26 protein-coding genes and 1 tRNA gene are annotated in these 23,397 nt (G+C 55.3%); 4 read left to right on the forward strand and 23 right to left on the reverse strand.

The features are described 5' to 3' along the window. Nucleotides 1–25: 25 nt before the first annotated feature. From C5F52_RS18155 to C5F52_RS18180, 6 genes are all read right to left on the reverse strand, one after another. A complete protein-coding gene (locus tag C5F52_RS18155; RefSeq protein ID WP_104799766.1) occupies nt 26–910 on the reverse strand; it encodes a hypothetical protein in 885 nt (294 codons plus the stop codon). A gap of 45 nt (nt 911–955) precedes the next feature. Next, nucleotides 956–4,564 (reverse strand): BREX system P-loop protein BrxC, encoded by a 3,609-nt coding sequence (brxC, locus tag C5F52_RS18160; protein ID WP_104799767.1) that lies wholly within the window; start codon nt 4,562–4,564, stop codon nt 956–958. Nucleotides 4,565–4,590: 26 nt separating this feature from the next. Beyond that, nucleotides 4,591–5,169, reverse strand: coding sequence for a DUF1788 domain-containing protein (locus C5F52_RS18165; protein WP_104799768.1), 579 nt, complete (start codon nt 5,167–5,169; stop codon nt 4,591–4,593). Further along, nucleotides 5,166–5,756: a DUF1819 family protein gene (locus tag C5F52_RS18170; protein ID WP_104799769.1), complete on the reverse strand. Its 591-nt coding sequence runs from the start codon at nt 5,754–5,756 to the stop codon at nt 5,166–5,168. The genes C5F52_RS18165 and C5F52_RS18170 overlap by 4 nt, the downstream gene beginning before the upstream one ends. Continuing rightward, the gene (locus C5F52_RS18175) at nt 5,753–6,637 is read right to left on the reverse strand and encodes a WYL domain-containing protein (protein ID WP_104799770.1); all 885 of its coding nucleotides are present in this window, start codon (nt 6,635–6,637) and stop codon (nt 5,753–5,755) included. The genes C5F52_RS18170 and C5F52_RS18175 overlap by 4 nt, the downstream gene beginning before the upstream one ends. A 272-nt stretch (nt 6,638–6,909) precedes the next feature. Further along, a tRNA-Arg gene (locus C5F52_RS18180) sits at nt 6,910–6,985 on the reverse strand. Nucleotides 6,986–7,160: 175 nt separating this feature from the next. Here C5F52_RS18180 and C5F52_RS18185 point away from each other — a divergent pair. Further along, nucleotides 7,161–7,667: a cytochrome c5 family protein gene (locus C5F52_RS18185; RefSeq protein ID WP_104799771.1), complete on the forward strand. Its 507-nt coding sequence runs from the start codon at nt 7,161–7,163 to the stop codon at nt 7,665–7,667. A gap of 39 nt (nt 7,668–7,706) precedes the next feature. Here C5F52_RS18185 and C5F52_RS18190 read toward each other — a convergent pair whose 3' ends face one another. The 12 genes from C5F52_RS18190 to C5F52_RS18245 all read right to left on the reverse strand — a co-directional run bounded on the left by C5F52_RS18190 (nt 7,707) and on the right by C5F52_RS18245 (nt 16,831). Then, complete coding sequence (locus C5F52_RS18190) at nt 7,707–8,246, reverse strand: DUF2946 family protein (RefSeq protein ID WP_104799772.1); 540 nt, start codon at nt 8,244–8,246, stop codon at nt 7,707–7,709. 11 nt (nt 8,247–8,257) lie between these two features. Beyond that, nucleotides 8,258–9,238, reverse strand: coding sequence for a YheT family hydrolase (locus tag C5F52_RS18195; protein ID WP_236657912.1), 981 nt, complete (start codon nt 9,236–9,238; stop codon nt 8,258–8,260). Next, nucleotides 9,235–9,684 (reverse strand): nuclear transport factor 2 family protein, encoded by a 450-nt coding sequence (locus C5F52_RS18200; RefSeq protein WP_104799774.1) that lies wholly within the window; start codon nt 9,682–9,684, stop codon nt 9,235–9,237. The genes C5F52_RS18195 and C5F52_RS18200 overlap by 4 nt, the downstream gene beginning before the upstream one ends. Before the next feature lie 85 nt (nt 9,685–9,769). Further along, on the reverse strand, nt 9,770–10,186 hold the full coding sequence (locus C5F52_RS18205) for a F0F1 ATP synthase subunit epsilon (RefSeq protein WP_104799775.1): 417 nt from the start codon (nt 10,184–10,186) through the stop codon (nt 9,770–9,772). Nucleotides 10,187–10,194: 8 nt separating this feature from the next. Next, a complete protein-coding gene (gene atpD / locus C5F52_RS18210; RefSeq protein ID WP_104799814.1) occupies nt 10,195–11,598 on the reverse strand; it encodes a F0F1 ATP synthase subunit beta in 1,404 nt (467 codons plus the stop codon). Nucleotides 11,599–11,619: 21 nt separating this feature from the next. Continuing rightward, entirely contained in the window at nt 11,620–12,486 is an 867-nt protein-coding gene (gene atpG / locus C5F52_RS18215; RefSeq protein ID WP_104799776.1) for a F0F1 ATP synthase subunit gamma, read from the reverse strand. A 29-nt stretch (nt 12,487–12,515) separates the two neighbouring features. Continuing rightward, the gene (gene atpA / locus C5F52_RS18220; RefSeq protein WP_104799777.1) at nt 12,516–14,054 is read right to left on the reverse strand and encodes a F0F1 ATP synthase subunit alpha; all 1,539 of its coding nucleotides are present in this window, start codon (nt 14,052–14,054) and stop codon (nt 12,516–12,518) included. Nucleotides 14,055–14,103: 49 nt separating this feature from the next. Then, nucleotides 14,104–14,634, reverse strand: coding sequence for a F0F1 ATP synthase subunit delta (locus C5F52_RS18225; RefSeq protein WP_104799778.1), 531 nt, complete (start codon nt 14,632–14,634; stop codon nt 14,104–14,106). 9 nt (nt 14,635–14,643) lie between these two features. Further along, nucleotides 14,644–15,114: a F0F1 ATP synthase subunit B gene (locus C5F52_RS18230; protein ID WP_104799779.1), complete on the reverse strand. Its 471-nt coding sequence runs from the start codon at nt 15,112–15,114 to the stop codon at nt 14,644–14,646. Between the two features lie 36 nt (nt 15,115–15,150). Further along, nucleotides 15,151–15,399: a F0F1 ATP synthase subunit C gene (gene atpE / locus C5F52_RS18235; RefSeq protein WP_019429175.1), complete on the reverse strand. Its 249-nt coding sequence runs from the start codon at nt 15,397–15,399 to the stop codon at nt 15,151–15,153. A gap of 53 nt (nt 15,400–15,452) precedes the next feature. Next, nucleotides 15,453–16,331 (reverse strand): F0F1 ATP synthase subunit A, encoded by an 879-nt coding sequence (gene atpB / locus C5F52_RS18240; RefSeq protein ID WP_104799780.1) that lies wholly within the window; start codon nt 16,329–16,331, stop codon nt 15,453–15,455. 26 nt (nt 16,332–16,357) lie between these two features. Next, nucleotides 16,358–16,831, reverse strand: coding sequence for an ATP synthase subunit I (locus tag C5F52_RS18245; protein ID WP_104799781.1), 474 nt, complete (start codon nt 16,829–16,831; stop codon nt 16,358–16,360). A gap of 248 nt (nt 16,832–17,079) precedes the next feature. On the opposite strand from C5F52_RS18245, the gene C5F52_RS18250 reads away from it, so the two are divergent. Genes C5F52_RS18250 through lipA form a run of 3 tightly spaced genes read left to right on the forward strand, consistent with a single transcriptional unit; the run spans nt 17,080 to nt 19,108 of the window. Further along, nucleotides 17,080–17,391 (forward strand): DUF493 family protein, encoded by a 312-nt coding sequence (locus C5F52_RS18250; RefSeq protein ID WP_104799782.1) that lies wholly within the window; start codon nt 17,080–17,082, stop codon nt 17,389–17,391. 6 nt (nt 17,392–17,397) lie between these two features. Continuing rightward, nucleotides 17,398–18,078, forward strand: a complete 681-nt coding sequence (gene lipB / locus C5F52_RS18255; RefSeq protein ID WP_104799783.1) for a lipoyl(octanoyl) transferase LipB — start codon at nt 17,398–17,400, stop codon at nt 18,076–18,078. 31 nt (nt 18,079–18,109) lie between these two features. After that, nucleotides 18,110–19,108 (forward strand): lipoyl synthase, encoded by a 999-nt coding sequence (gene lipA, locus C5F52_RS18260; protein ID WP_104799784.1) that lies wholly within the window; start codon nt 18,110–18,112, stop codon nt 19,106–19,108. Here the strand turns inward: lipA and ptsP are convergent. The 5 genes from ptsP to C5F52_RS18285 are packed head-to-tail and all read right to left on the reverse strand — an operon-like array spanning nt 19,105 to nt 23,385. Next, the gene (ptsP, locus tag C5F52_RS18265) at nt 19,105–20,865 is read right to left on the reverse strand and encodes a phosphoenolpyruvate--protein phosphotransferase (RefSeq protein WP_104799785.1); all 1,761 of its coding nucleotides are present in this window, start codon (nt 20,863–20,865) and stop codon (nt 19,105–19,107) included. The two genes, lipA and ptsP, sit on opposite strands and share 4 nt — an antisense overlap. Nucleotides 20,866–20,873: 8 nt before the next feature. After that, nucleotides 20,874–21,143 carry an HPr family phosphocarrier protein gene (locus C5F52_RS18270; RefSeq protein ID WP_104799786.1) on the reverse strand — a complete coding sequence of 90 codons (270 nt, stop codon included), beginning with the start codon at nt 21,141–21,143 and terminating at the stop codon, nt 20,874–20,876. Beyond that, nucleotides 21,112–21,561: a PTS sugar transporter subunit IIA gene (locus tag C5F52_RS18275; protein ID WP_104799787.1), complete on the reverse strand. Its 450-nt coding sequence runs from the start codon at nt 21,559–21,561 to the stop codon at nt 21,112–21,114. The genes C5F52_RS18270 and C5F52_RS18275 overlap by 32 nt, the downstream gene beginning before the upstream one ends. Nucleotides 21,562–21,604: 43 nt before the next feature. Further along, nucleotides 21,605–22,852: an MFS transporter gene (locus C5F52_RS18280; protein ID WP_104799788.1), complete on the reverse strand. Its 1,248-nt coding sequence runs from the start codon at nt 22,850–22,852 to the stop codon at nt 21,605–21,607. Beyond that, complete coding sequence (locus C5F52_RS18285; RefSeq protein WP_146100112.1) at nt 22,849–23,385, reverse strand: hypothetical protein; 537 nt, start codon at nt 23,383–23,385, stop codon at nt 22,849–22,851. The genes C5F52_RS18280 and C5F52_RS18285 overlap by 4 nt, the downstream gene beginning before the upstream one ends. Between the last annotated feature and the right edge of the window lie 12 nt (nt 23,386–23,397).

The raw sequence follows: 23,397 nt of genomic DNA on the forward strand, positions 1-23,397 counted from the left end.
TACGACTTCGTAAAGAAACAAAGCACTATTTGTCGAGGTAAAAAGAGAAGCTGTGTTGCCCGCTCTCGCTTACGCGGTTGTAAAAGATATTTCCGTAGCCAGTAGCCCAGCTCAAGTTCATCAAACAGCCATCCGAATCGATTTCTTCATTGCTTAATTGGGCTGTTCTGAATGAACCGAATAAATGCCCCACGCTGGTTAATTTCGATTGAGGGCCACGGACTGACCCTAGACCAAACATTCCGCCGTAATTTGAGAACTCTTCTAGGTCTGCCCAAAATTTTTCATCAATCACTTCTGCATGCTCATCGTCAGCCAACCAGTCGCGACCGATGTCAACACTGGGGCAGGTCATGCCATAGGGCTTGCATTCCAAAATCAGAAAAGCTCCATCCTCTTGCAAGACTGACCATTCTTCGGGTATCCACAGGCGCCCATCTTCCAGTACATCGTCATCAACGTGAATAGGCAGCAGCTCGGACATCACAACATCTGTCAAAGGTATTTGACGTATGAGTCCTTTGTATGCGCCACCATCCCACCAAAACTGAAGCAAGTTTGGCTCGAAGTCACGGTCACACATGCCATTGAGCCAGCTCATGTTCAACTGCAGGACAGGAAACATCTGCCTGCCATCTTCTCTCAGTGGCTGTGGAAATCGGCTCGATATGTACAGCGGACCGTTGACTAAGCTTTGTGTTCGATCAACGTTTTCAGCCAGCACGTCTGCTGCAAAAAGCTCATAGGAAAAATCTGCAAACTGAAGGCAAGCGCGAATCTCTTTCACCCCTTCGGTAATTTCTGGGTGATCGTCCAAGAATTTCAAAATCCGCAGTTTTGCAGCCATTGCTGCATCTGTTGACTTTTGCATCTTGGGTGAAATGCTAGATTTTTTGGTCTGTAGTTTCATGGCGGATTCATCCTGAAATATTGACAACCGTTAAGTGGTTAAAACTTACTGAAGACGCGCTTTTTGTCCAGATTGAATGACCTGCAACAGCAACGTTTTGAGCGCTCTGAGGTACTCGTCAACTTCTGCCTCTGATTCCAGATAGGTTTTCCCTTCCAGATCAGCAACATGGATCACTTTGATCGGGCGAGATTTTGGGGCGGGGGGAGCTGGTGGCACAAGGTCTGTTTTTTCGCCGGTCTGCCCAGGCACAGGCAATGCAGGCGTTCGAGCCTTTTCGGCCTGAGCCAGCTTGTCCATCACTTCGTCCAGCAGATCGCCCGCACGGTTTTGCAAAAACAGGATTCGCGGGATGCTGCTCAGACCTGCCAGTTGGAGCTTGAGGTCTTGTAGAGGCTTGAGCACGGTGTTGCGCAAGGCTGCTTCGGCCTGCGTAGCGTCCAACGCATGAGTGGCTTCGGTGATTTTGCTGTCGATGGTGTCAATGGCTTTAGCACGCCGCTCAGCGGCTAGGCTGTCGTTCACCTTTTCCACAGTGGCCAGCAAGGCCTCGATTTTGTTGACCTGTGCGTAAGGCGTTTTGTTGGCGTGAATGCGCTCCAGCTCAGCCATGGCAACTGCTGCAGCGGGGTCTTTGATGAGTTCGGTGTGGTTGTCGGCAAAGCCGGTCATGGCTTCGAGCATGCGGGCCCAGACCGTAGCTTGCGTTTTGTAGAAGCTGAGCACATCGTGGGTGTCGTCTGACAAATCGAGCCAGTCGTTTTTGCTTTCCAGTAAGGCCGAGATGAATTCAAACGGATCGCGGATGGCGAGTTGTCTGTCGATGGTGGTCAGCGCACCGGTGATTTCACTCAAGCCTGGAAAGTACTTTTGTTCGGCTTTGCCTTTGGCGCGGTCAAGTTGGCTTTTGAGGTCGGCCAGATTGGTGCGGAAGGTGGCGACCAGTGCGTCTTCGTCTTCGGGCGGCAGGGTGGCAAACAGGCTTTTGTGCAGCTCACGCGCTTTAGCGCGGGTGCCTTCGTCGGCAGTTTTGCGCTTGAGCAGCGAGACTTGTTTGAATCGGGCGGGCTTGGTCAGCGGCTCGACAGCGGTTTTGGGATCAAGGTCATTGCCTTCCATGACGAGCTTGATCTCACCAGCCATGAAGAGGCGGGCAATTAGCAAAACCGTTTCCAGCTCAGGACGCCAGCCCCAAGGAGCGCCATCGAATCGGGCTACCAAATCAGACAAGAGCACTCGGCCCGCACTGGCAGCCACGGTCAGGTATTGACGCATCTCGGCCATGGCCAGTGGGTTGCCTTCTTCGCCTAAGTTGGCGATGCTGGCCTGGCCCAAGCTGTCGGCCGACAGCACAGCGCGGATTTCGGCTGCCGGGTCGGGTTGGCGCACCTTGATGTAGCTGAGCTTGCTGTAGGTGTTGGTAACGAGGTAGTTGAGCAGTTCATCCACCTGCACGCTGGGTGACTGGGTCTTGATGGCCGGTTTTTGGCCCAATGCAAAAAAGTCGCCACGGGTCATGGACTCGGTCAGTTGCAGCACCAGGCGGCTTCTGCGTTCGCGGTTTTCTTCTTTGCGGTCGAGCAAGATGCGTTTGAGGGCAGGCGTGGCGGCATCGGACTTGGGGCCTATGTATTTTTCGATCTGCAAATAAGTGCGCAGTTCGAGATCAACACGGGCATCGTTGGCGATTCGGCAAATGGCTTTGCCTTGCCCTTCGACGCTGCGTCCGATGCACTTGGCGTCGGTCATGAGTTCGTAGTCAGCACCTACAGGGGTCAAGAGTTCTAACGTGAGCGCATGGTTGGCTTGCTTGAAGGGCGAACCGTCCAGAAAGCGGTTGAATTCGTAATCGCTCTTGGTGTCGCGGTGGCGAACCTTGGTTTGGCCGCTCAAGATTTCATCAAAGATGATTTCGGCCACCAAGCGACCCACTTCTGTGGACGACACTTCGACCGACTTGATTTCTTGCGATACATCGCGCTCTTCGTTGGTCAGGAAGAACCACAAGTCACCGTTACGGCTGACCAGGTTTTGGCGCTCCAAGCGGTTCAGGCTGGCTTCGATCTCTCGCTTGAGGGTGAGTTTGTCAGCGTCAATGCGGTCCAAGCAAAGGGTAGCCAAGTTGTCGACTGTGCCTTTGACGGCTTCGGCATAACGGATCAGGAACAACGCACGCAGCAGCTGGAGGTCAAACTTTTCCAGCGCATGGTTGTCGCTGGCTTGGTCGATGGCACGTTTGACGGTGGAGTCGAGGAAGCTTTCGATGGAGGGGTAAAAGTCGTACAGGGGCACCAGAATGTCGGTGCCTTTGTCGCAGTTGAGCAAGGCGGCGGTCTGGAAGGCATCGAGCATGGATCGCTCGCCTTTGGCCAGGTGTCGCCCGGTGGCCCCTACTTTACGGATGGACTCGAAGACTTTTTGCAGCAGCTGAAACTGATAAGGCGCAAAGGGGTAGTGCGTGGCAAAGTCTTCGGCGCTTTGGATGCGCTTGAAGGCAATGGCGTGGTCTGCAAACGAGAGCTGGTTGTTGATGATGTCGCCTTTGGCTTGCCAGACGGCTTCGAGCTGGGTGCGGGCCTCGGGGGTTTTCTCCAGCAGGCGGTGGGCGATGACCTCGTCGGTGTTTGAGCTAGACAGCGACAGGCGCGTGTGAAAACGGCCTTGAATTTTGGAGAAGTCGTTGGTGCGGGACTGGTTGGCCTCGCCCAGCGTGGCGTCGATGTCTTCTTGGCTGGTCACGATGACCCAGGCGCGGCCTTTGCATCGGGTGCCCAGCTGCTCGGTGATGGTTTGCAGGTTGAGCATGAGCTGGGTGTTTTGCCCAATGAACTGCCCCACTTCGTCCACCAAAAAGACGACCCGATGCGCAGCGCTCTTGGTGCTGAGGTAGCTGTTAACGAGGTCGGCAAAGCTTTCAATGTTGATCTTGTAGCTGTCGCGGGCGTTGTCGAACCACTGGCCAGCAGACTCGGCACTCATTCCAAGTGCTTGGCCCAGACCTGCGATGACTTCGTCGCGCATGAAATCCACCGCGTCGCGCTCGGCCTCCCAAGTGCTGCCGCTGGCCGTTTGAAAGGCTTGCTTGAAGTTATCAAAAACACCCTTGCTAATCAGGTGGCGCTCCATGTCGGCCACATGAGGCGCGTCGCCAGACAGGCCCTGCATTTCGTTGAATACGCGCAAGAAGACTTGCAAGATGGCGTCGCGGTCGTTTTTGGCATCGGCTTTGGAGTCGATGTTGAACAAGATGACATCGGTGTCACCCGCCACGGCGCGGCGAATGTCGCCCAGGAGCATCGGGTCTTTGATTTTGGATTCAAAGAACTGGACGGCTTTTTGGCTGTCATGGCTCAGCGCGTTGCGGGCTTCGATGTTGCCCAGCAGGTAAGACAGGATCTTGATGAAGTGAGATTTACCGCTGCCAAAAAAGCCCGACACCCACACGCCCATGCGGGAGGTTACGGCTGCGTCGTTGGGGTTGGCCGCGATGGCGAGGTACGCATCAAAAAACTTGCGCAGGTATTCGGTGACCTGTTTGGTGGCAACGTATTCGTCTAGCTCTTGCCAGATGCTTTCTTCGTCGCGTTGGTCTGCCTTGATCACGCCGTTGATGGGGCGATTGATCGGTTTGACGAAAAGGTCTTTGATTTGCATGAGAGTCTCTTTTGTTATTTGCTGTGTCAAGACACGAGGCGGAAGGCTCGGTAGTAGTTGTCGTCGGTGAGCGTGTTGAAGAGCTTGAGGGACAGTCCGTCGTACACGCCGGGATAGAGCATCAATAGCGGTGTGTGGCTCATGTGTGGGTGGAGCGCCGACAGCAGCGTGTGCGTGCGCAGCATGGGGTACACCGTGCCCACGCCTTTGATGATGAGCAGGTCTAAATTGGCTGCATCAGTTTTTTCTGCCAAGCGTGCGGCCAGACGGTCTTCTTTGAGCACGGACCGCAATGAGGCCAGCAAGGCGGCATCGCCTTTGCGCATTTGCATTTCATAGGCTTTGTCGAGCAAGTTGCGCTCTTTGAGAATGGCGATGACTTCTTCAAAGAGGTCGATGACGATGTACTTAAGGTCAGGGCGGTGTCGCTGAATGCCAGGCTCGATCACGCCAGACAACCACTGGCGCATCTCCATCTCACGTTCAACGGGATAGTCAAAAATCCAGAAGCCAATTTCGCCACCAGCCCCCCGGTTATCCAGCACGTCGGGCGACAAGATTCGGGGCAGGACCTGGTTTAGGCGGTCATCAAAACGATCGGTCATTGGCCAAACTCCATTCGAACCAGTGTGTCACGGGCACCCAACTGGGACAGATAGGTGTGCAATCGAGGATGCAGCATGGGTGGGGTGAGTTGCATGTTTTTGGTGGAGTCGAGGAATTTGGCCTCGACCAGAATACGAACGATGACTTGGAACAGTTTGAGGCGTGTGCTTGTTGCCCATGTGTTGACTCCGTCATCTCGGTGGGCGCATTCGGTCAAAAAGGTGTCCCACTGCCTGTGGCTGAGTTTGCGTTCTAGTTGTCGCAAATCGACGGCGTAAACGTCACGCATGAAGTCGGCCATGAGTTGACTGTGGCGCAGAGCGGCAGCCATGAGTAGCTGGCCGCACAGTTCAACATCGCTTTGCACGATGAGTTGGAGGCCTTGGGCGTCGAGGTTCTGCAGACGTTTACGGATGAGGTTGGACTGGCGTTTGGCTGTGGTCGGTTTTTTTTGCAGGATGTTGTCGCGCACGATGGCCGCATCCCAAGCCTCAGAGCTGGGTTGGCTGAGCATGAGATCCGCGATGCGACGGCTTTCGGGGATCAGCAAGGAACCAGCTGAAATTTCGGCGTTGTACAAAGTCATGCAGCCCTCTCTTGCGACCGTGCACCCGGGGCAAGCACGGCACTTTGCACGCCGCGTAAGACTTCGTGGTTTTGCAGCCAAAGGTGATGAGCATTTGGGTCAAGGCTGTGCTTAGGCGAGGCATCGACGGACCATCGCTGCAAGACATAACCAGCCATGGCGGCGCGTGTGGTTACTTCAAGCACGCCTTGGGTCATGCCGTAGTCGAGTTCAACTGCCTGTGGCCACTGCATATCTGGATGCGGAACCAACTGCAGAGATACTGTTTGCATCCATTGCTGGTCTGCGGCGATAGATTCGTCGGGTTGCGCTATGCCGTCGAGTTGCGTGACGTTGCGGATGCGCGTGAGCACGAAGTCGGCAAACTGTTTTTTAAATCGGTCATAGGCACGTAGATGCCAACGCAGGCCGTTATCAGCCAAAGCTACGGGCACCACTTCGCGGTGTTTGGCACCCGATGACACAGACAGGTAATCGATGGCGACCGCCTTTTTGGCACATATGGCACGGGTCAAGGCGGCGAGCGTCGGTAAATTAGGTGAAAAGAAGTGTTGCGGGCCTTCAAAAGGGGTTTGCGTGGGCAGACCCAAATCTAGGCCATCCCCAAACCCCTGAGCCAGCCATGTGAGCACGCGGTCCGAGCGCATGTCAAACACTGGGACAAAGACAGGCGTAGCAACGTAACAACGTAGCGAAAGGTCATAGCTAAGGTTTTGTGGTGCGAGCTCGCGGTAGACGCTGATGTCGCGCGAGGCAGCTGCCGGCTTCACGCCAAACCGGTTTTCTATATCAGCACGACGCAGTTCACCAGTGAAAAAAACCCGCAATTCGAGGTAGGCGAGGCGCTCCCGCTGCGCTTGCGATAACTCGTGGATTTGCATGGCCCAAGCTGATGAAAAACAGAACCACCATCCTATCAGATGAGGTTATCAAAATCAGAAGGTCGTCAAATCAAAGTCCACATATAACGGTAATTACTGGGCACGGATATGAGCTCAATGGTCTTACTTGCATCTGTGCAAAACTTTATTGACCAATCGTCATTTCGACTTTCTAGCCCATGTCTTCGTGGCACGGAACGGGCACAGATTTGGCACAAACCATGTCTCATCACATGCTGTGACGATTGGTGTAGCCTGCTGAAAGATGTGATTGGTGCGACTGGCGGGGATCGAACCCACGGCCCTCGGCTTCGGAGGCCGATACTCTATCCACTGAGCTACAGTCGCAAATCTTGAAATGAACCAATGGTCTGATTTTCACACAAGCGTTGAAGTGACCATAGGCTTCGGAGGCCAATACTCTATCCACTGAGCTACAGCCGCATGCGAGTCGGTCTGTATTGTAGGGGGCCCGCTATAATTTGAAGAGTTTAAAAAGTTGATTCCTAAGGACATATTCATCATGAGCGACAACCACCACGAAGAAGACCACACTGGCCCGATCAAAACACCTAAGCAACTCTTGCTAGCGGTGGGTTACTCGTTTGTGTTGCCTGTTTTCATCATCATTGGTTTGGTTTACTTTGTCACCTCGGCCAACAAGCCTCAAGCGGGCTCTTCCAATGCGCCTGAAGCCGTGGCAGCCCGCATCCAAAAGGTGGGCGCTGTTGAGATTCGTGATGCCAACCGCGAACTGAAGGCCGGCGCTGATGTGTTCAAAGCCCAGTGTTCCGCCTGTCACACATCTGGCGCGGCAGGTGCACCTAAGGTCGGCGACAAAGCTGCCTGGGCTCCTCGTGTGGGCAAAGGCTACGAAGCTTTGTTGACCTCTGCACTCAAAGGCAAAGGCGCGATGGGTGCGCAAGGCGGTGGTGATTTTGACGACGTCGAAATTGGCCGCGCTGTGGTCTACATGGCCAACGAAGGCGGCGCGAAGTTCAGCGAGCCTAAGAAAGCAGAAGCCAAGTAATTGGCCTTCTTATAAAAGAACCGGCCTAGGCCGGTTTTTTTACGTCTGTTCGCTTTTGACTTGCGCCGCTTGCGGACTTCGAACGTAGCCAAACTGCTGGCCTAGTGCGGCCCGCATCACCTCTTGTGGCACCCACAAGCCCGACTCAATGGGGGCCAGTGCCAAATGCATGTCTTGGGTGTGCACCAAGCCAAAACCTATTTCGGTGTCCATGTAGAAATAGCCCGCTTCATCGACACAGCAACGCTGCATGCGCGCCGCACGCCCCGTGTGAGTTTGCAGACTGCCATCGGGTTGTATGCGCCAAACCCAAGGCGTGGCTTCAAGTTCGACATACACGCGCTGTGGGCCGTTTTGAAAAAACCAGCGGCCTTGCGCATCGCATTCGTAGTTGCGGCCAATGAAGTCGATCAGCTTCTCATGCTGCAAACGCGAGCCTTTGCTCTGTGTGAAACTGCCTTGGGCCTGCACTTGGTCGTCGCGCATGTACCAGTCCCCACGGGCGTCTAGGCCGAGCCAGCCGTAACAGTCGGGCACATTGGGCCATTTGGCGATGGCTTGTTTGACGATGTCGTCCATGACCGGTCCTTTTAGATAGAGGCTTGCTTCAACCATTCCACAACAGCGCGTGGCATGTCGGCCAAATGCCCAGGGAAGGCCCCAGCCACAAAGCCGACATGCCCACCCGTTGCGGGTTGCCACAACTGAACCCAATCGCTCACATCGCGGGGCGTAGGCAAACAATCCGCGGGGATGAAGGGGTCGTTACGTGCGTTCAACACCAACGCCGGCACGCGCACGCTGGCAAGTCCTGGCTTGGCCGAGGCGCGTTGCCAATAGTCGTCGGTGTCTTTGAAGCCGTGCAGCGGTGCGGTGAAGACGTTGTCAAAACCATACAGCGTGTCAACACGCATGAGTGCATGGGGGTCGAACAGGCCCGGAAACTGATGGAGTTTTTGCAAGGCGCGTGGCTTCATGCTGGCCAAAAACATACGGGCGTAAACACGTTTGTTAAAGCCGCTGTCAATCGCGTGACCGCTGGCGGTGAGGTCAATGGGCGAACACACGGAAGCGATGCCATCGATCACGCCAGACGCGGCATGGCCTTGCTCGCCCGCCCAGCGCATCAAGGCGTTGCCACCAAGAGAAATACCCACGGCGTACATGGCGCCATCATGCTGCAGCCGAAACTGCGACAACATCCACGCGATTTCTTCGTGATCGCCGGAATGGTAGGCACGAGGGGCCAAGTTCAACTCGCCGCTGCAGCCTCTGAAGTGCGGGAGTGCAAGACGCCAGCCACGTTGCTGCACTTCAGCCGCAAAGGCTTGCGCGTAGTGGCTGTGCGAGGAGCCCTCTAAGCCATGAAACAAGACCAACAGGGGCGCATCTTTTTCAGCATCGGGCGTATGAAGCCAATCCACGTCAATGAAGTCGCCATCCGGCGTGGCCCAACGCTCGCGCGCCCACTGTGTGTCTGTGTTCTTAAAGTGCCGAGCGACTTTGGCGGCATAGATGGTTTGTAAATTTCCACCCGGCAACCACCAAGGCGATTGGTAATCCCAGCTCAATGCAAGACCTGAGACGCGTGCACCGGCCCCTGCTTCAGAGCCGAGGTGCCTGGACTGGCGTGGTGAGCCACCATGCGCCATCCTTGCGGGGTGCGCTGGTACACATTGGTGGCGATCACAAAGGCTTCTTGCTGGCCTTCGGCCGTGAGCACGGCGATGCGCTCCACCACGTTGTGCATGGCACTGGTGAGAGACTCCACTTTGCTGACCTGTTCTGGCCGCGCTGCAATGCTGCCGTTGGCAAACATGGCTTCAAATGCGCCACGAATGGTGGCGCTGCCCACCAAGCGAGGACCGCCTGGGTGCACACAAATGATCTCGTCTTCATCGGCCCAGCACGCCATCAATTTGTCGATGTCGCCCTGCTGCAAGGCCTCGTAAAACTGGGCCTCAATCTCGTCAGCGCTGCCGCCTACTGTCGCGGCTTGGAGTTTGGCTTTTCGCATGGGTAAATTGTCGCTTGATTTTTGCCCAAGAAAAAAGCCCCAGTCGTGAGACAGGGGCTTTGGCAAGTTGCAGCCGTGAAGCTGTTTACTTTTGACCGCGGAAGCGACGCAAAGCAGACAACTCGGCAGCCAAGATGGTCAACTCGGAACGAGCACGAGCCAAATCGACTTCGCCTTTGGCATTCTTGACTGCTTCTTCAGCAGCCAATTTGGCAGCGTTGGCTTTTTCTTCGTCTAAGTCTTTGCCGCGAACCGCGGTGTCAGACATGACGGTGACGCAATCGGGTTGCACTTCAAGAATGCCACCCGCCACGAACACAAACTCTTCGCCACCATCTGCCGTGTGGATGCGCACCGAACCAGCTCGGATGCGCGAGATCAGCGGGGTGTGGCGCGGATAAATACCGAGCTCACCCGCCTCGCCAGGCAAAGCCACAAAAGTGGCTTCGCCGGAGAAGATCAACTCTTCTGCACTGACGACATCAACGTGGATGGTACTCATAGGATCTCTCAGATCTTCTTAGCTTTTTCGAAGGCTTCGTCGATCGTGCCGACCATGTAGAAGGCTTGTTCTGGCAAGTGGTCACACTCACCGTTCACAATCATCTTGAAGCCGCGAATCGTTTCAGCCAAGGTGACGTATTTACCGGGCGAGCCAGTGAACACTTCAGCCACGTGGAAAGGCTGAGACAGGAAACGTTGGATCTTACGAGCGCGAGCCACAGCCAGCTTGTCTTCAGGTGCCAATTCGTCCATGCCCAAAATCGCGATGATGTCACGCAATTCTTTGTAGCGTTGCAAAGTACCTTGCACAGCGCGAGCTGTGGCGTAGTGCTCTTCGCCCACGACCAAGGGGTCCAACTGACGGCTGGTGGAGTCCAAAGGATCCACAGCGGGGTAAATACCCAAAGACGCGATGTCACGAGACAACACAACGGTGGAGTCCAAGTGAGCAAAGGTGGTCGCAGGTGATGGATCGGTCAAGTCATCGGCAGGCACGTAAACGGCTTGGATGGAAGTGATCGAACCCACTTTGGTCGACGTAATACGCTCTTGCAAACGGCCCATTTCTTCGGCCAATGTAGGTTGGTAACCCACAGCAGAAGGCATACGACCCAACAAAGCGGACACTTCGGTACCGGCCAAGGTGTAGCGATAGATGTTGTCCACAAAGAACAACACGTCTTTACCTTCGTCACGGAAGGATTCGGCGATGGTCAAACCAGTCAACGCAACGCGCAAGCGGTTGCCAGGAGGCTCGTTCATCTGACCGTAAACCATGGCCACTTTGGACTCTTCGAGTTTCTCGAGGTTCACAACGCCAGAGTCTGCCATCTCGTGATAGAAGTCGTTACCTTCACGGGTACGCTCACCCACACCAGCGAACACGGACAAGCCGCTGTGCGCTTTAGCGATGTTGTTGATAAGTTCCATCATGTTCACGGTCTTGCCCACGCCGGCGCCACCGAACAAGCCGACCTTACCGCCTTTGGCGAATGGGCAGACCAAGTCGATCACTTTGATGCCGGTCTCGAGCAATTCTTGCGAAGGGCTGAGTTCGTCATACGCAGGGGCTTTGCGGTGAATCGAAGCAGTTTGTGTCAAATCGACAGGACCGCGTTCGTCGATGGGGTTACCCAACACGTCCATGATGCGACCGAGGGTGGCTTTACCGACGGGAACGGTGATCGCCGCGCCAGTGTTGGTCACCATCAAACCACGACGCAAACCGTCGGAGGTGCCCAACGCGATGGTACGGACGATGCCGTCACCGAGTTGTTGCTGCACTTCGAGCGTCAGGGCTGTGCCCTCAAGCTTCAGTGCGTCGTACACCTTGGGCATTTGGTCGCGTGGGAACTCGACGTCCACCACAGCGCCAATACATTGAACAATCTTGCCTTGGGCATGAGCCATTTTTTGCTCCAAAAATTAAAATCAGACAGCAGCCGCACCGGCAACGATTTCCGAAAGTTCTTTCGTGATCGCAGCTTGACGCGTCTTGTTGTAAACCAGTTTGAGTTCGTTGATCACGTTCCCAGCGTTGTCGGTCGCGGACTTCATCGCCACCATGCGTGCCGATTGCTCGGACGCCATACTTTCAGCCACGGCCTGATAGACCAAGGCTTCTACGTAACGGATCAACAGCTCGTCAATGACGACATGCGGCTCAGGTTCGTAGATGTAGTCCCATGTGCTGTGCACTTCGTGCGTCTTGAGCAAATCAGCAGACAAAGGCAGCAATTGCTCAATCACGGCTTCTTGCTTCATCGTGTTGATGAAGCGTGTGAAGCAGAGGTACACCGCGTTGATTTCGCCGTTGACATAAGCGTCGAGCAAAACCTTCACGGGGCCAATCAATTTGTCCAAGTGCGGCGTATCGCCGAGTTGGGTCGCGTGCGACACAACCTTGACACCTGAACGGTTCAAAAAGCCCAAACCTTTGTTACCGATGGCGACGGCTTGCGCCGTCATGCCTTCAGCTTGCATATCGCGCAACTTGTGTGACAAAAGACGCAACACGTTGGTGTTGAGGCCGCCGCACAAACCTTTGTCGGTGCTCACCACGACATAGCCAGCACCTTTAGCGTCGTTGATCTCCATGAAGGGATGAACGTATTCAGGGTTGGCTTTGCCGAGGTTGGCCGCGACATGGCGAATTTTTTCGCTGTACGGACGCGCAGCGCGCATGCGCTCCTGCGCTTTGCGCATTTTGGACGCGGCGACCATTTCCATGGCTTTGGTGATCTTCTTGGTGTTTTCCACCGATTTGATCTTGCCGCGAATTTCCTTACCTGCTGCCATTAGAGGCTCCTTGTGTGGTCAGGTAGGAATTAAGCAAAGGTTTTCTTGAATGCTGCGATAGCGGCATTCATGTCGGCCTCGGCATCTTTGTCCATGGCTTTGTCGGCTTCTAATTTGGCCAACAATGCTGCGTGCTTGTCTTTGAGGTAAGCATGCAAACCATGTTCAAAGCTCAGAACTTGTTTGACTTCGATGTCGTCAAGGTAACCCTTGTTGACAGCAAACAAAGTCGCACCCATCAAGCTGATCGACTGTGGGCTGTACTGAGCTTGCTTGAGCAATTCAGTCACGCGAGCACCGCGGTCGAGCTGTTTACGTGTGGCTTCGTCGAGGTCAGAAGCGAACTGGGCAAACGCTGCCAATTCACGGTACTGAGCCAAGTCGGTACGGATACCGCCGGACAAGTTCTTGACCAATTTCGTTTGAGCAGCACCACCCACGCGCGACACCGAAATACCGGCGTTAATCGCAGGACGGATACCAGCGTTGAACAACGAGGTTTCCAAGAAGATCTGACCGTCCGTGATCGAAATCACGTTGGTTGGCACGAATGCAGACACGTCACCGGCTTGGGTTTCAATGATGGGCAAGGCCGTCAATGAACCTGTTTTGCCTTTGACGGCGCCTTTGGTGAAAGCTTCGACATAGTCGGCGTTCACGCGGGCAGCGCGTTCGAGCAAACGGCTGTGGAGATAGAACACGTCGCCAGGGTAAGCTTCGCGGCCTGGTGGGCGACGCAACAGCAAAGACACTTGGCGGTAAGCCACAGCTTGCTTGGACAAATCGTCATACACGATCAAGGCGTCTTCGCCACGGTCGCGGAAGTATTCGCCCATCGTGCAACCCGAGTAGGCTGACACGTACTGCATCGCTGCAGATTCAGAAGCAGAAGCGGCCACCACGATGGTGTATTCCATCGCGCCAGCTTGTTCCAAAGCGCGCACCACGTTTTTGATCGACGAGGCTTTTTGGCCAATCGCGACGTAAACGCAGGTCATGTTCTGACCTTTTTGGTTGATGATGGCGTCGATCGCAACAGCGGTCTTACCCGTTTGACGGTCACCAATGATCAATTCACGTTGGCCACGGCCCACGGGAACCATCGAGTCGATGGACTTCAAACCTGTTTGCATTGGCTGGCTCACGGATTCACGAGCAATCACGCCAGGCGCAACTTTTTCGATCACGTCAGTCAACTTGGCGTTGATGGGGCCTTTGCCGTCGATAGGCTGGCCCAAGGCGTTCACCACGCGGCCAATCAGTTCGGGGCCAACGGGCACTTCCAAAATGCGACCGGTACATTTGACGGTGTCGCCTTCAGAGATGTGCTCGTACTCACCCAAGATCACAGCACCGACCGAGTCACGCTCAAGGTTCAGGGCCAGACCAAAGGTGTTGTTCGGGAATTCCAACATCTCGCCTTGCATCACGTCAGAGAGACCGTGAACACGAACGATACCGTCGGTCACCGAAATCACGGTACCTTGGTTACGAATGTCGGCGCCAACGGCCAGACCTTCGATACGAGTCTTAATAAGCTCAGAGATTTCTGCGGGATTGAGTTGCATGACTCTTTCCTTCTTTCTTGTAAGGGCCAACTGCTTTCAAGCCAAAGGCTTAGGCAGTCAGCGCGACTTTCATTTGATCCAAACGGGCTTTGACTGAAGTGTCGAGCACTTCGTCACCCACCACCACGCGAATGCCGCCAATCAGCTCAGGCTGCAGCGTCACAGAAACGTTGAGCTTGCGGCCGAAACGTTTTTGCAGCAATTCCGTCACATTGGCCAAGGCCGCTGCGTCGATGTCAAACGCGCTGTAAACCACGGCATCTGACGTACCACTTTGTGCATTCACGCGCTCGCGGAACTGAGCTGCCATTTCAGGCATAGCGCTCAGTCGTCCGTTGTCGATCACGGCGTGCAAAAAGTTTTGTGCTACAGGCGACAACTGCGTTTTCGCAACACCCTGAATCAAACCAAACACTTGTTCGGTTGTGACTTTAGGGTTATCAGCAAATTGCATCAACTGCGCATTGCTTGCGATTGCGGCGAGCTCTTCTAACCATGCGGCAGTAGCGTTCAGGTCGGCTTTGGAGGCTTTGAACAAAGCTTCAGCGTAAGGACGGGCAATGGTGGCGAGTTCAGCCATATCTTCCTCTTACAGCTCTGTCTTCAAGCGACCCAACAAGTCGGCGTGGACGCTGGCATTGACTTCCTTGCGGAGAATTTGCTCAGCACCTTTCACAGCCAATGCAGCAACTTGCTCACGCAGTGCTTCACGGGCTTTCACGGCTTCTTGTGCGGCTTCTGCTTGAGCGGCAGCCACGATTCGTTTCGCTTCTTCCGAGGCGCGAACCTTGGCATCGTCGATCAAATGTTGGGCACGACGCTCTGCATCAGCCAACAAAGTTGTGGATTCGTTGCGGGTTTCAGCCAGCTTCAATTCCACTTCTCTGTGCGCGTTGGAGAGTTCAATTTTTGCGTGTTCAGCAGCAGCCAAGCCGTGTGCAATCTTTGCAGAACGCTCATCAAGAGCAGCTGCAATGGGAGGCCACACGAATTTCATCGTGAACCACACCAAGATTGCAAAAACGATGGCCTGCAGGAACAGGGTTGCGTTAATGTTCACGATTCAAGTCCTTCTTTTACGTGAAGGGGGCTCAAATTACTTCAGAACGAAGGGGTTGGCGAACGCGAACAGCAAAGCGATAGCCACGCCGATCAAGAAAGCAGCGTCGATCAAACCAGCCAAGATGAACATCTTGGTTTGCAATTCGTTCATCAATTCAGGTTGACGAGCAGAAGACTCGAGGAATTTGCCGCCCATCAAAGCGATACCGATCGAAGCGCCGATAGCACCCAAACCAACGATCAAACCGCAAGCCAATGCCACCAGGCCGAGAATGTTTTCCATGAAAAGCTCCTAAAAGTTGTGAAAAAGAAAAAACGAAAACAGAAAAAGTTACATCAATGTGCGTCGTGCGCTTGACCCGCATAGATCAGCGTCAACATCATAAAGATGAAGGCTTGCAGGGTGATCACCAAGATATGGAACAAGGTCCACACAGTGCCAGCAATGACGTGACCAACAGCCAAGCCAATGCCAGATGCCGAGACTGCCCAGCCGCCGCCCATCAGAGCGATCAACATGAACACCAACTCACCCGCAAACATGTTGCCGAACAACCGCATGCCATGCGACACGGTTTTTGCAACGTATTCAATCATCTGCATCAAGAAGTTAATCGGATACAGCGCCCAGTGGTCACCGAAGGGAGCCGCGATCAATTCGTGCGCCCAACCACCCAAACCTTTGATCTTGATGTTGTAAAACAAACAGATCAACAAAACTGACGTGGACAAGCCCAAGGTGGTGGACAAGTCGGCCGTAGGCACGACACGCATGTAATCTTTGAAGCCCATCGCAGGACCTGCGCTGTGCCAAATCTGGGGGATCAAGTCGACAGGCAACATGTCCATCGCGTTCATCAGGAAAATCCAAACAAACACAGTCAACGCCAAGGGAGAAATCAGCTTGCGGCTTTTCTCGTTGTGGATCACACCTTTGGCTTGGTTTTCGACCAACTCAACCAACATCTCCACCGCAGCTTGGAAACGACCGGGCACGCCGGAAGTTGCTCTGCGAGCCGCAAACCACATGACCAAACAACCCAACACGCCCAACACCAAGGAAAAAACCACGGAGTCGAAGTTGAAGAGCGAAAAGTCAACAATAGTTTCTTGCTTCACGTTCTCAAATGCAAAGTTCTTTTGCAAATGTTGCAAGTGATGCTGGATGTACTCTCCAGCCGTCGGAGCATGCGCTCCAGCGTGTTCAGCAGACATAGTTCACCATTTCAATTTTCAAATCTTTATACCGATCGACTGCGTATTGCTGACCAATACCACGCCAACCAATACACCTTCATCGTCACCACAAAGCCGGCCAGCAATGCCAACCAACTCAGTTCAGAAATCACTTTGGGCGCCGCAGCAAGCAACACCACGGTCAAGACAACCTTGACCAACTCCCACATAAACAAGCCCGCCAAAGCCACGCTCGACGAGCCCAACTTCATTTGCCGAGACAACGCTCTTGCAAACAACGCAGCGGGCAACACCACAGCAAAACCGCCCCAGGCCACAGACCACATCCATGCAGGCTGATTGCTCCATGCGCCGACCACCAGAGCCAACACAACTGAAACCGCAACTTGCACCCACAAAATCACCCACGGTGATGTGGTTGGATTCTTCAGCCGCCACACTTGCGCTTCTTGGGACGTCAAGGGCTTGAATTCTGGCTCTGGAGCCTCATCTTCTAGCCCTGTCGAGATTTTAGTCATCTCAAATTACACCGAAGTTACGAAAGTTGGAACTAGCAAAGCCCACGATTATACGTAGAAACCCCGTTTGCTTTACCTAAGCTTTAAGAATGTCCTTACTTATTCCGACTTAAACCGGCTCATTTCCAGCGCTGACATGACCTCCGCACCTCGGGGCCATTCATTTTTACGATTTTTGTCCGTCACCTCATGCATACTGAAAACCATTTCAAAATCCTCATCGGCCTCGTCAAAGGCCCCCTCCAACCATGAGCGCATCCATTCACCCACCTCAAGACCCAGCAACCAACGCTGCCGCACGCAAAGACTCGCTCATCGAGTACCCCAGCGCCTTTCCCATCAAAATCATGGGACTTGCGCACGATGACTTCGTGCACACCGTCACCCAAGTGGCCCGTCTGTTTGACCCCTTTTTTGACGCGGCATCGATCGAGCTGCGCGCCAGCTCTGGCGGCAAGTATTTAGGCGTCACGATCACGGTGACCGCCACCAGTCGCGAACAACTCGACAGCTTGTACAGCGCACTGTCCTCTCACCCCATGGTCAAAGTCGTTCTTTAACGCGTCATGCAAGTACAGCATTTGGGGCGGGTTGACTACCTGCCCACTTACGAAGCGATGCAAACATGGACCGCAGCGCGACAAGCCGACACGCCTGATGCACTCTGGATGTGCGAACACCCGCCCACCTTCACGCAAGGTCTTGCAGGGCAGGCCGATCACCTGCTCGCCCCCGGCCACATCCCCGTGATTGCCACCAACCGCGGCGGACAAGTGACTTACCACGGCCCCGGCCAAGTGGTGGCCTATCCGCTGGTGAACTTGCAGCGCACGGGCTATTACGTGAAAGAGTATGTGCATCGCGTGGAAGAAGCCCTCATTCGCACGCTGCTGTACTTTGACGTCACGGGGCATCGCGTCTCTGGGGCGCCTGGCATTTATGTTCGTCTCGACGACCCGCACAGCCATGCCATGCTGGCACAACGCCCTCAAAAAGACGGCAGCAAAACACCCGACTTCACGGGCCTTGGCAAGATCGCAGCCTTGGGCATCAAAGTCAGCCGCCATTGCACGTACCACGGGCTTGCACTGAATGTGGCCATGGACCTATCGCCCTTTCAGCGCATCAACCCTTGCGGCTACCAAGGCTTGCAAACCGTCGATCTTTCTACAATCGGCGTATCGGTCAGTTGGCAAGATGCTGCTGACACCTTGAGCCAAAAGCTCGTTACCTATTTAGCGCCCTGAACCCAGGGCCTCCAACACAGGCTTTACTGCTATGTCCTCCCCTGACAACCAAGTCGTGCGCGAAGCGCAAACCGTCGAGAACTACAACGCTTCGGCCAAACACAAAGCCGCCGCCAAACTCTCACGCATCCCCGTGAAAGTCGAGCAAAGCGAAGTGCTGAAAAAGCCGGATTGGATTCGCGTCAAAGCGGGCTCGCCCACCACGCGTTTTTACGAAATCAAAGATGTGTTGCGCGCCAACAAATTGGTCACCGTGTGCGAAGAAGCCAGCTGCCCCAACATCGGCGAATGCTTCGGCAAAGGCACCGCCACCTTCATGATCATGGGCGACAAATGCACACGCCGCTGCCCCTTCTGCGATGTGGGCCACGGACGCCCAGACCCGTTGGACGTGAACGAACCTGAAAACTTGGCAAAAACCATTGCCGAGTTGAAACTGAAATACGTGGTCATCACCAGCGTCGACCGCGACGATTTGCGCGACGGTGGCAGCCAACATTTTGTGGACTGCATTCGCCGCACACGCGAGTTGTCACCTCAAACACAAATCGAAATTTTGGTGCCCGACTTCCGCGGCCGCGACGACCGCGCTCTGGAAATTCTCAAGGCAGCGCCACCCGATGTGATGAACCACAACATGGAAACCGTGCCGCGTCTCTACAAAGAAGCGCGCCCTGGCAGCGACTACGCCTTCAGTTTGAATTTGCTCAAAAAATTCAAAGCACTCCACCCCAACGTGCCAACGAAAAGTGGATTGATGGTGGGCTTGGGCGAAACAGACGAAGAGATTTTGCAAGTCATGCAAGACATGCGTGCACACAACATCGACATGCTGACCATTGGCCAGTACTTGGCGCCCAGCACCAGCCACATCCCTGTGCGCCGCTACGTGCACCCCGACACGTTCAAGATGTTTGAAGAGAAAGCCTACGAGATGGGCTTCAGTCACGCAGCCGTCGGCGCAATGGTTAGATCTTCATACCATGCAGACCAACAAGCCCACGCGGCATCGGAAGCATCTAAGGCTTAAACGCCCATCAACTCGGCCGGCTCATCGCTGGCCATGACCTGCTGCGCCCAGCCTTGCAAACGCGAGGCGTCGGCGCGCAGCACCTCTTGCTTGACCGCCAAAATTTGGGTGGGGTGCATCGAGAAACTGCGCAGCCCCAAGCCCAATAACAAGCGCGTGAGCGATGGGTCACCGGCCATCTCGCCGCAGACACTCACGCCTTTGCCTTGCGCACGACATTCGGCAATCGTGTCTGCCACCAAATGCAACACCGCGGGATGCAAGGGGTCGTACAAATGCGCCACCGACTCATCGGCGCGGTCGATGGCCAAGGTGTATTGAATCAAGTCGTTGGTGCCGATGGACAAGAAATCGAAGTGGCGCAAGAACATCTTCACGCTCAGCGCTGCCGCTGGAATTTCGATCATCGCGCCCACCTTGAGGGGGCCAAACGCCACACCTCGCGCGTCCAACTGCGCACGCGCTTGATCCAGCAAGGCAAAGGTTTGCTTGATCTCGCGGGCATGCGCCAGCATAGGAATCAGCAGATTCACTTGGCCAAATGCCGCCGCACGCAACACAGCGCGCAATTGCGTCAAAAACATGGCGGGGTCAGCCAAACTCCAACGAATGGCGCGCAGCCCCAAGGCAGGGTTCAAATGTGTGTCTTCTTTGTGCGCACGTTCCAACGGTTTGTCGGCGCCAATGTCGACGGTGCGAATGGTCACGGGCAGGCCTTGCATCCCCTCCACCGCGCGGCGATAGGCCTGAAACTGCTCGTCTTCATCGGGCAACGCACCCACGCGGCCCATGAACAAAAACTCGCTGCGAAACAAACCCACGCCCACAGCCCCCACCGCCAAGGCAGCAGGCGCGTCTTCGGGCATTTCGATGTTGGCTAACAACTCCACGCGTTGATCGTCCATCGTGACGGCAGGCGTGTGGCGCAAACGCGAAAGCCGCTCTCGCTCTAATTCAGCTTGGCGTTTTTTGAAACCATATTCCGCCAAGATGATGGAAGACGGGTTGACGATCACCACGCCCGCATCGCCGTCAATGATGATCCAATCATCTTGACGCACCAACTGGCTGGCTGTGCGCGCGCCCACCACCGCAGGAATGTCTAGGCTACGCGCCACGATGGCGGTGTGCGAGGTTTTGCCACCCACATCGGTGACAAAACCGGTGAACACGCTTTGCTTGAATTGCAACATGTCGGCAGGCGACAAATCGTGCGCAACCAAGACCAAGGGCACGTCCATGTGATCATCGAGTTGCAGGTCTTGCTGGCGGGCAGATGGCGTGCGTTTGAGCGACGCTTGGGGCACCACATGCGGCACGCCTTTGATGTGGCGCAGCATGCGCTCCACCACCTGCTCTAAATCGCCCTTGCGCTCGCGCAAATATGGGTCATCCATCTCGTCAAACTGACGGGCCACAACATCGAGCTGCGAGGTCAACGCCCACTCGGCGTTGTAGAGCCGGTCCTTGACCCATTGGCTCACACCGTCCGCCAGCATTTCGTCTTGCAAGAGCATCAGGTGCACTTCAAGAATCGCAGCCAGCTCGGGCGGTGACTCTTTGGGCAGCGTGTCGTGCAGTTGCTGCAACTCGTGCAACACCGCATCGCGGGCTTGCGCTAACCGAAGCAGTTCGGCTGGGATTTGCGCCTCTTCAATGAAATAGTGCGCCACATCCACGCGACTGGATGCCACCAACACCGCACGCCCAATGGCGATGCCGCGTGCAACTGCAAGACCGTGGATGGAAAACGTCATGAAGCCCCTTATTCGCCTTCGCCGAACTTGTCGTTGATCAATGCCAACAACCCGGTCATGGCCTCTTGCTCTTGGGCGCCATCGGTTTCAAGTTCGACATCGCTGCCAATGCCTGCAGCGAGCATCATGACGCCCATGATGCTTTTGGCGTTCACACGGCGCTCGCCCTTGCTGATCCACACCTCACACGGAAAGCTGCCTGCCAGCTTGGTGAGCTTGGCTGAGGCACGGGCGTGCAGGCCCAATTTATTGCTGATGGTCGTGGTGGTTTTGATCATGGATTCGACGGTTTTGATTTTGGGGAGCGGTGATGGCAACTTGCATCACACCTTGGGTGCCGCCCACAAGGGCGCGGGTCACCAAGGCATCTAAAGGTTCATGGCGGTAACACACCGCCCGAAAAAGCATGGGCAAATTGACGCCCGCGATGAGCTTGGCGTTGCCATTGTTCGCCACCATTTTTTGGGCGACGTTGGCGGGCGTTGCGCCAAAAATATCGGTCAACACCAACAAGCCATCGCCCTCGGCCCCCGCCAAGGCTTGACGGGCTTGAGTCAAGGTGTCTTCGGGCTCAGCGTTGGGCAGCACATCCAGTGCAATGACGGTGGCCGCGCACTCAGGGTACACATGCATGGCGCAATCGCGCATGGCTTGCGCCAGCGGGGCATGGGCGATGATGAAAATGCGGTTGGTCATAACGTGTGCGAGCGCACTTTTGCAAAAGTCTTGTCTCGCATTATCAATGGTCAGATTTGTGCTTCAAAAAGTAGCCGTAAGACGCCAAGCAGCTGAACAAGAAAACAGCCATGGCCGCGCGAAAAGCCATGGGCTCAGCATAACCGGCGCTTTGAAAGCCATCGATCATCAGACCCATGCCCCACTGCACCACGAACACGCCCAAAAACAACACCAAGTTGTAGGCAGACAAGGCGCGCCCCGCCAAGGCCGATGGAAACGCCATGCCGACGGCAGGCTGCGCGAGTGAAACAAACGAGCTGCTGATGCAAAACAGCGCCCAAGACAACGCCCCCGCATCGGCGCCCGCACACACGAGGTAGATCTGAACGATGAAGTTCAGAGGCACACCCCACGTCATCAACTTGTTGGCATTGAGTCCGCGCGCATACAGCGAGGGCGTCACAAGACCCCAGACCAAAAACGTGAACAACATGCAGACGTTGATCCAAAACAAGCCTGTGGCTGCCTCTAGCGCTGTGTAACCGGCCACCTTGACCATCCAAGGCCCCGCCCACAAGGTTTGCATCGCAATCAAGCCGCCATAGTTGAAAAACCCGATCGGGGTGAGGCTGCGAAAGTACGGATGCCGCCACACTTGGACATAGCTGGCCAAGATGCCTTCTTTGACGGGCCCTTGAGATTCAGCAGGCACCGCATCCGTGGATTCAGGCAAACGCCAACGGGGCACTTGCCAGCTCATCAACGCCATCGACAGCACCACCAGCAGCGCCAAGCCGACAAAAATCCAACGCCAACCGATGACGGGCAGCAACCACTGCACAGGCAAGGTGGAGGCCAGCATGCCGAACGAGCCCGTCATCAACATCCACGAATTGGCGCGCTGTTGCTTCTCCAGCACTAGCCAGCGGCGGTATCCCGTCAACGGTGCCATCAAACAGGCGCTCACACCCACGCCAATCAACACACGAGAGAGCAGCAGGCCCACAAAGCCATCCGCCCATGCAAAGGCCAAACAACCCAAAACCGCCACGCCTAAAAAACTCAGCACCACTTTTTTAGGCCCGTGACTGTCGAGCCATCGCCCCATGGGCAATTGGGTCAACGAGAAGCCAAAGAAATACCCCCCCGCCAACAGGCCCAAATCACGCGCGTGCAAGCCAAACTCGACCGACAACGTGGGCGACAAGGTGGCCGTGATGGCACGCAACAAGGCCGATAAAAAGTAAGCACAGGCGAAGGCAACAAACACCCACACGGCGGTGCGACGGGGTAACAAATCGGTGTTCATGGAAGCTTGATTCCTGCAAAGTACTCGTCGGCCACCGCATCCAACTTGGACGCTTGCGCGTTGCCGTAAACGCCAGCTTGGTACACCTTGCCATCGCGGGCAAACCAGACCCACTGCACACGGTGCGACGGCGTCATGGCCTTCGTTCTTGCCGCAACAGGCGCGGCATCGGCGCCACGCAAGGCCCAAGCTTGTGCAGACGCCTCAGTCGGTGAAATATTCAAGGGCGCAATACTCGCCAAACGCCATGCGGCCATGGCTTCGACGGGCGTCATGTCTGCAGGCAGCGTCATTTGGCCGAGCGTGAATTGAAAATCACTGGCCTCGCAGCCACGCATTTGCAAACTCGCCACCACGTTACGGTCCCCCGACTTCAGGGTGACGTCGCGCTGTCCGGCGTCTGGTTTGCACGGCATCAAGGCGGTAACGATGCCATCTTCAAAGCGCACTTCGCGCCAATTCAAGGCGGGTGTGCAACCAGCCAAACCTGTCGCCAGCACACTGAGCGCCGCGATTTGCCATATATTTTTCATGGTGCCCATTAT

The organism is Limnohabitans sp. TS-CS-82 (assembly GCF_002943475.1).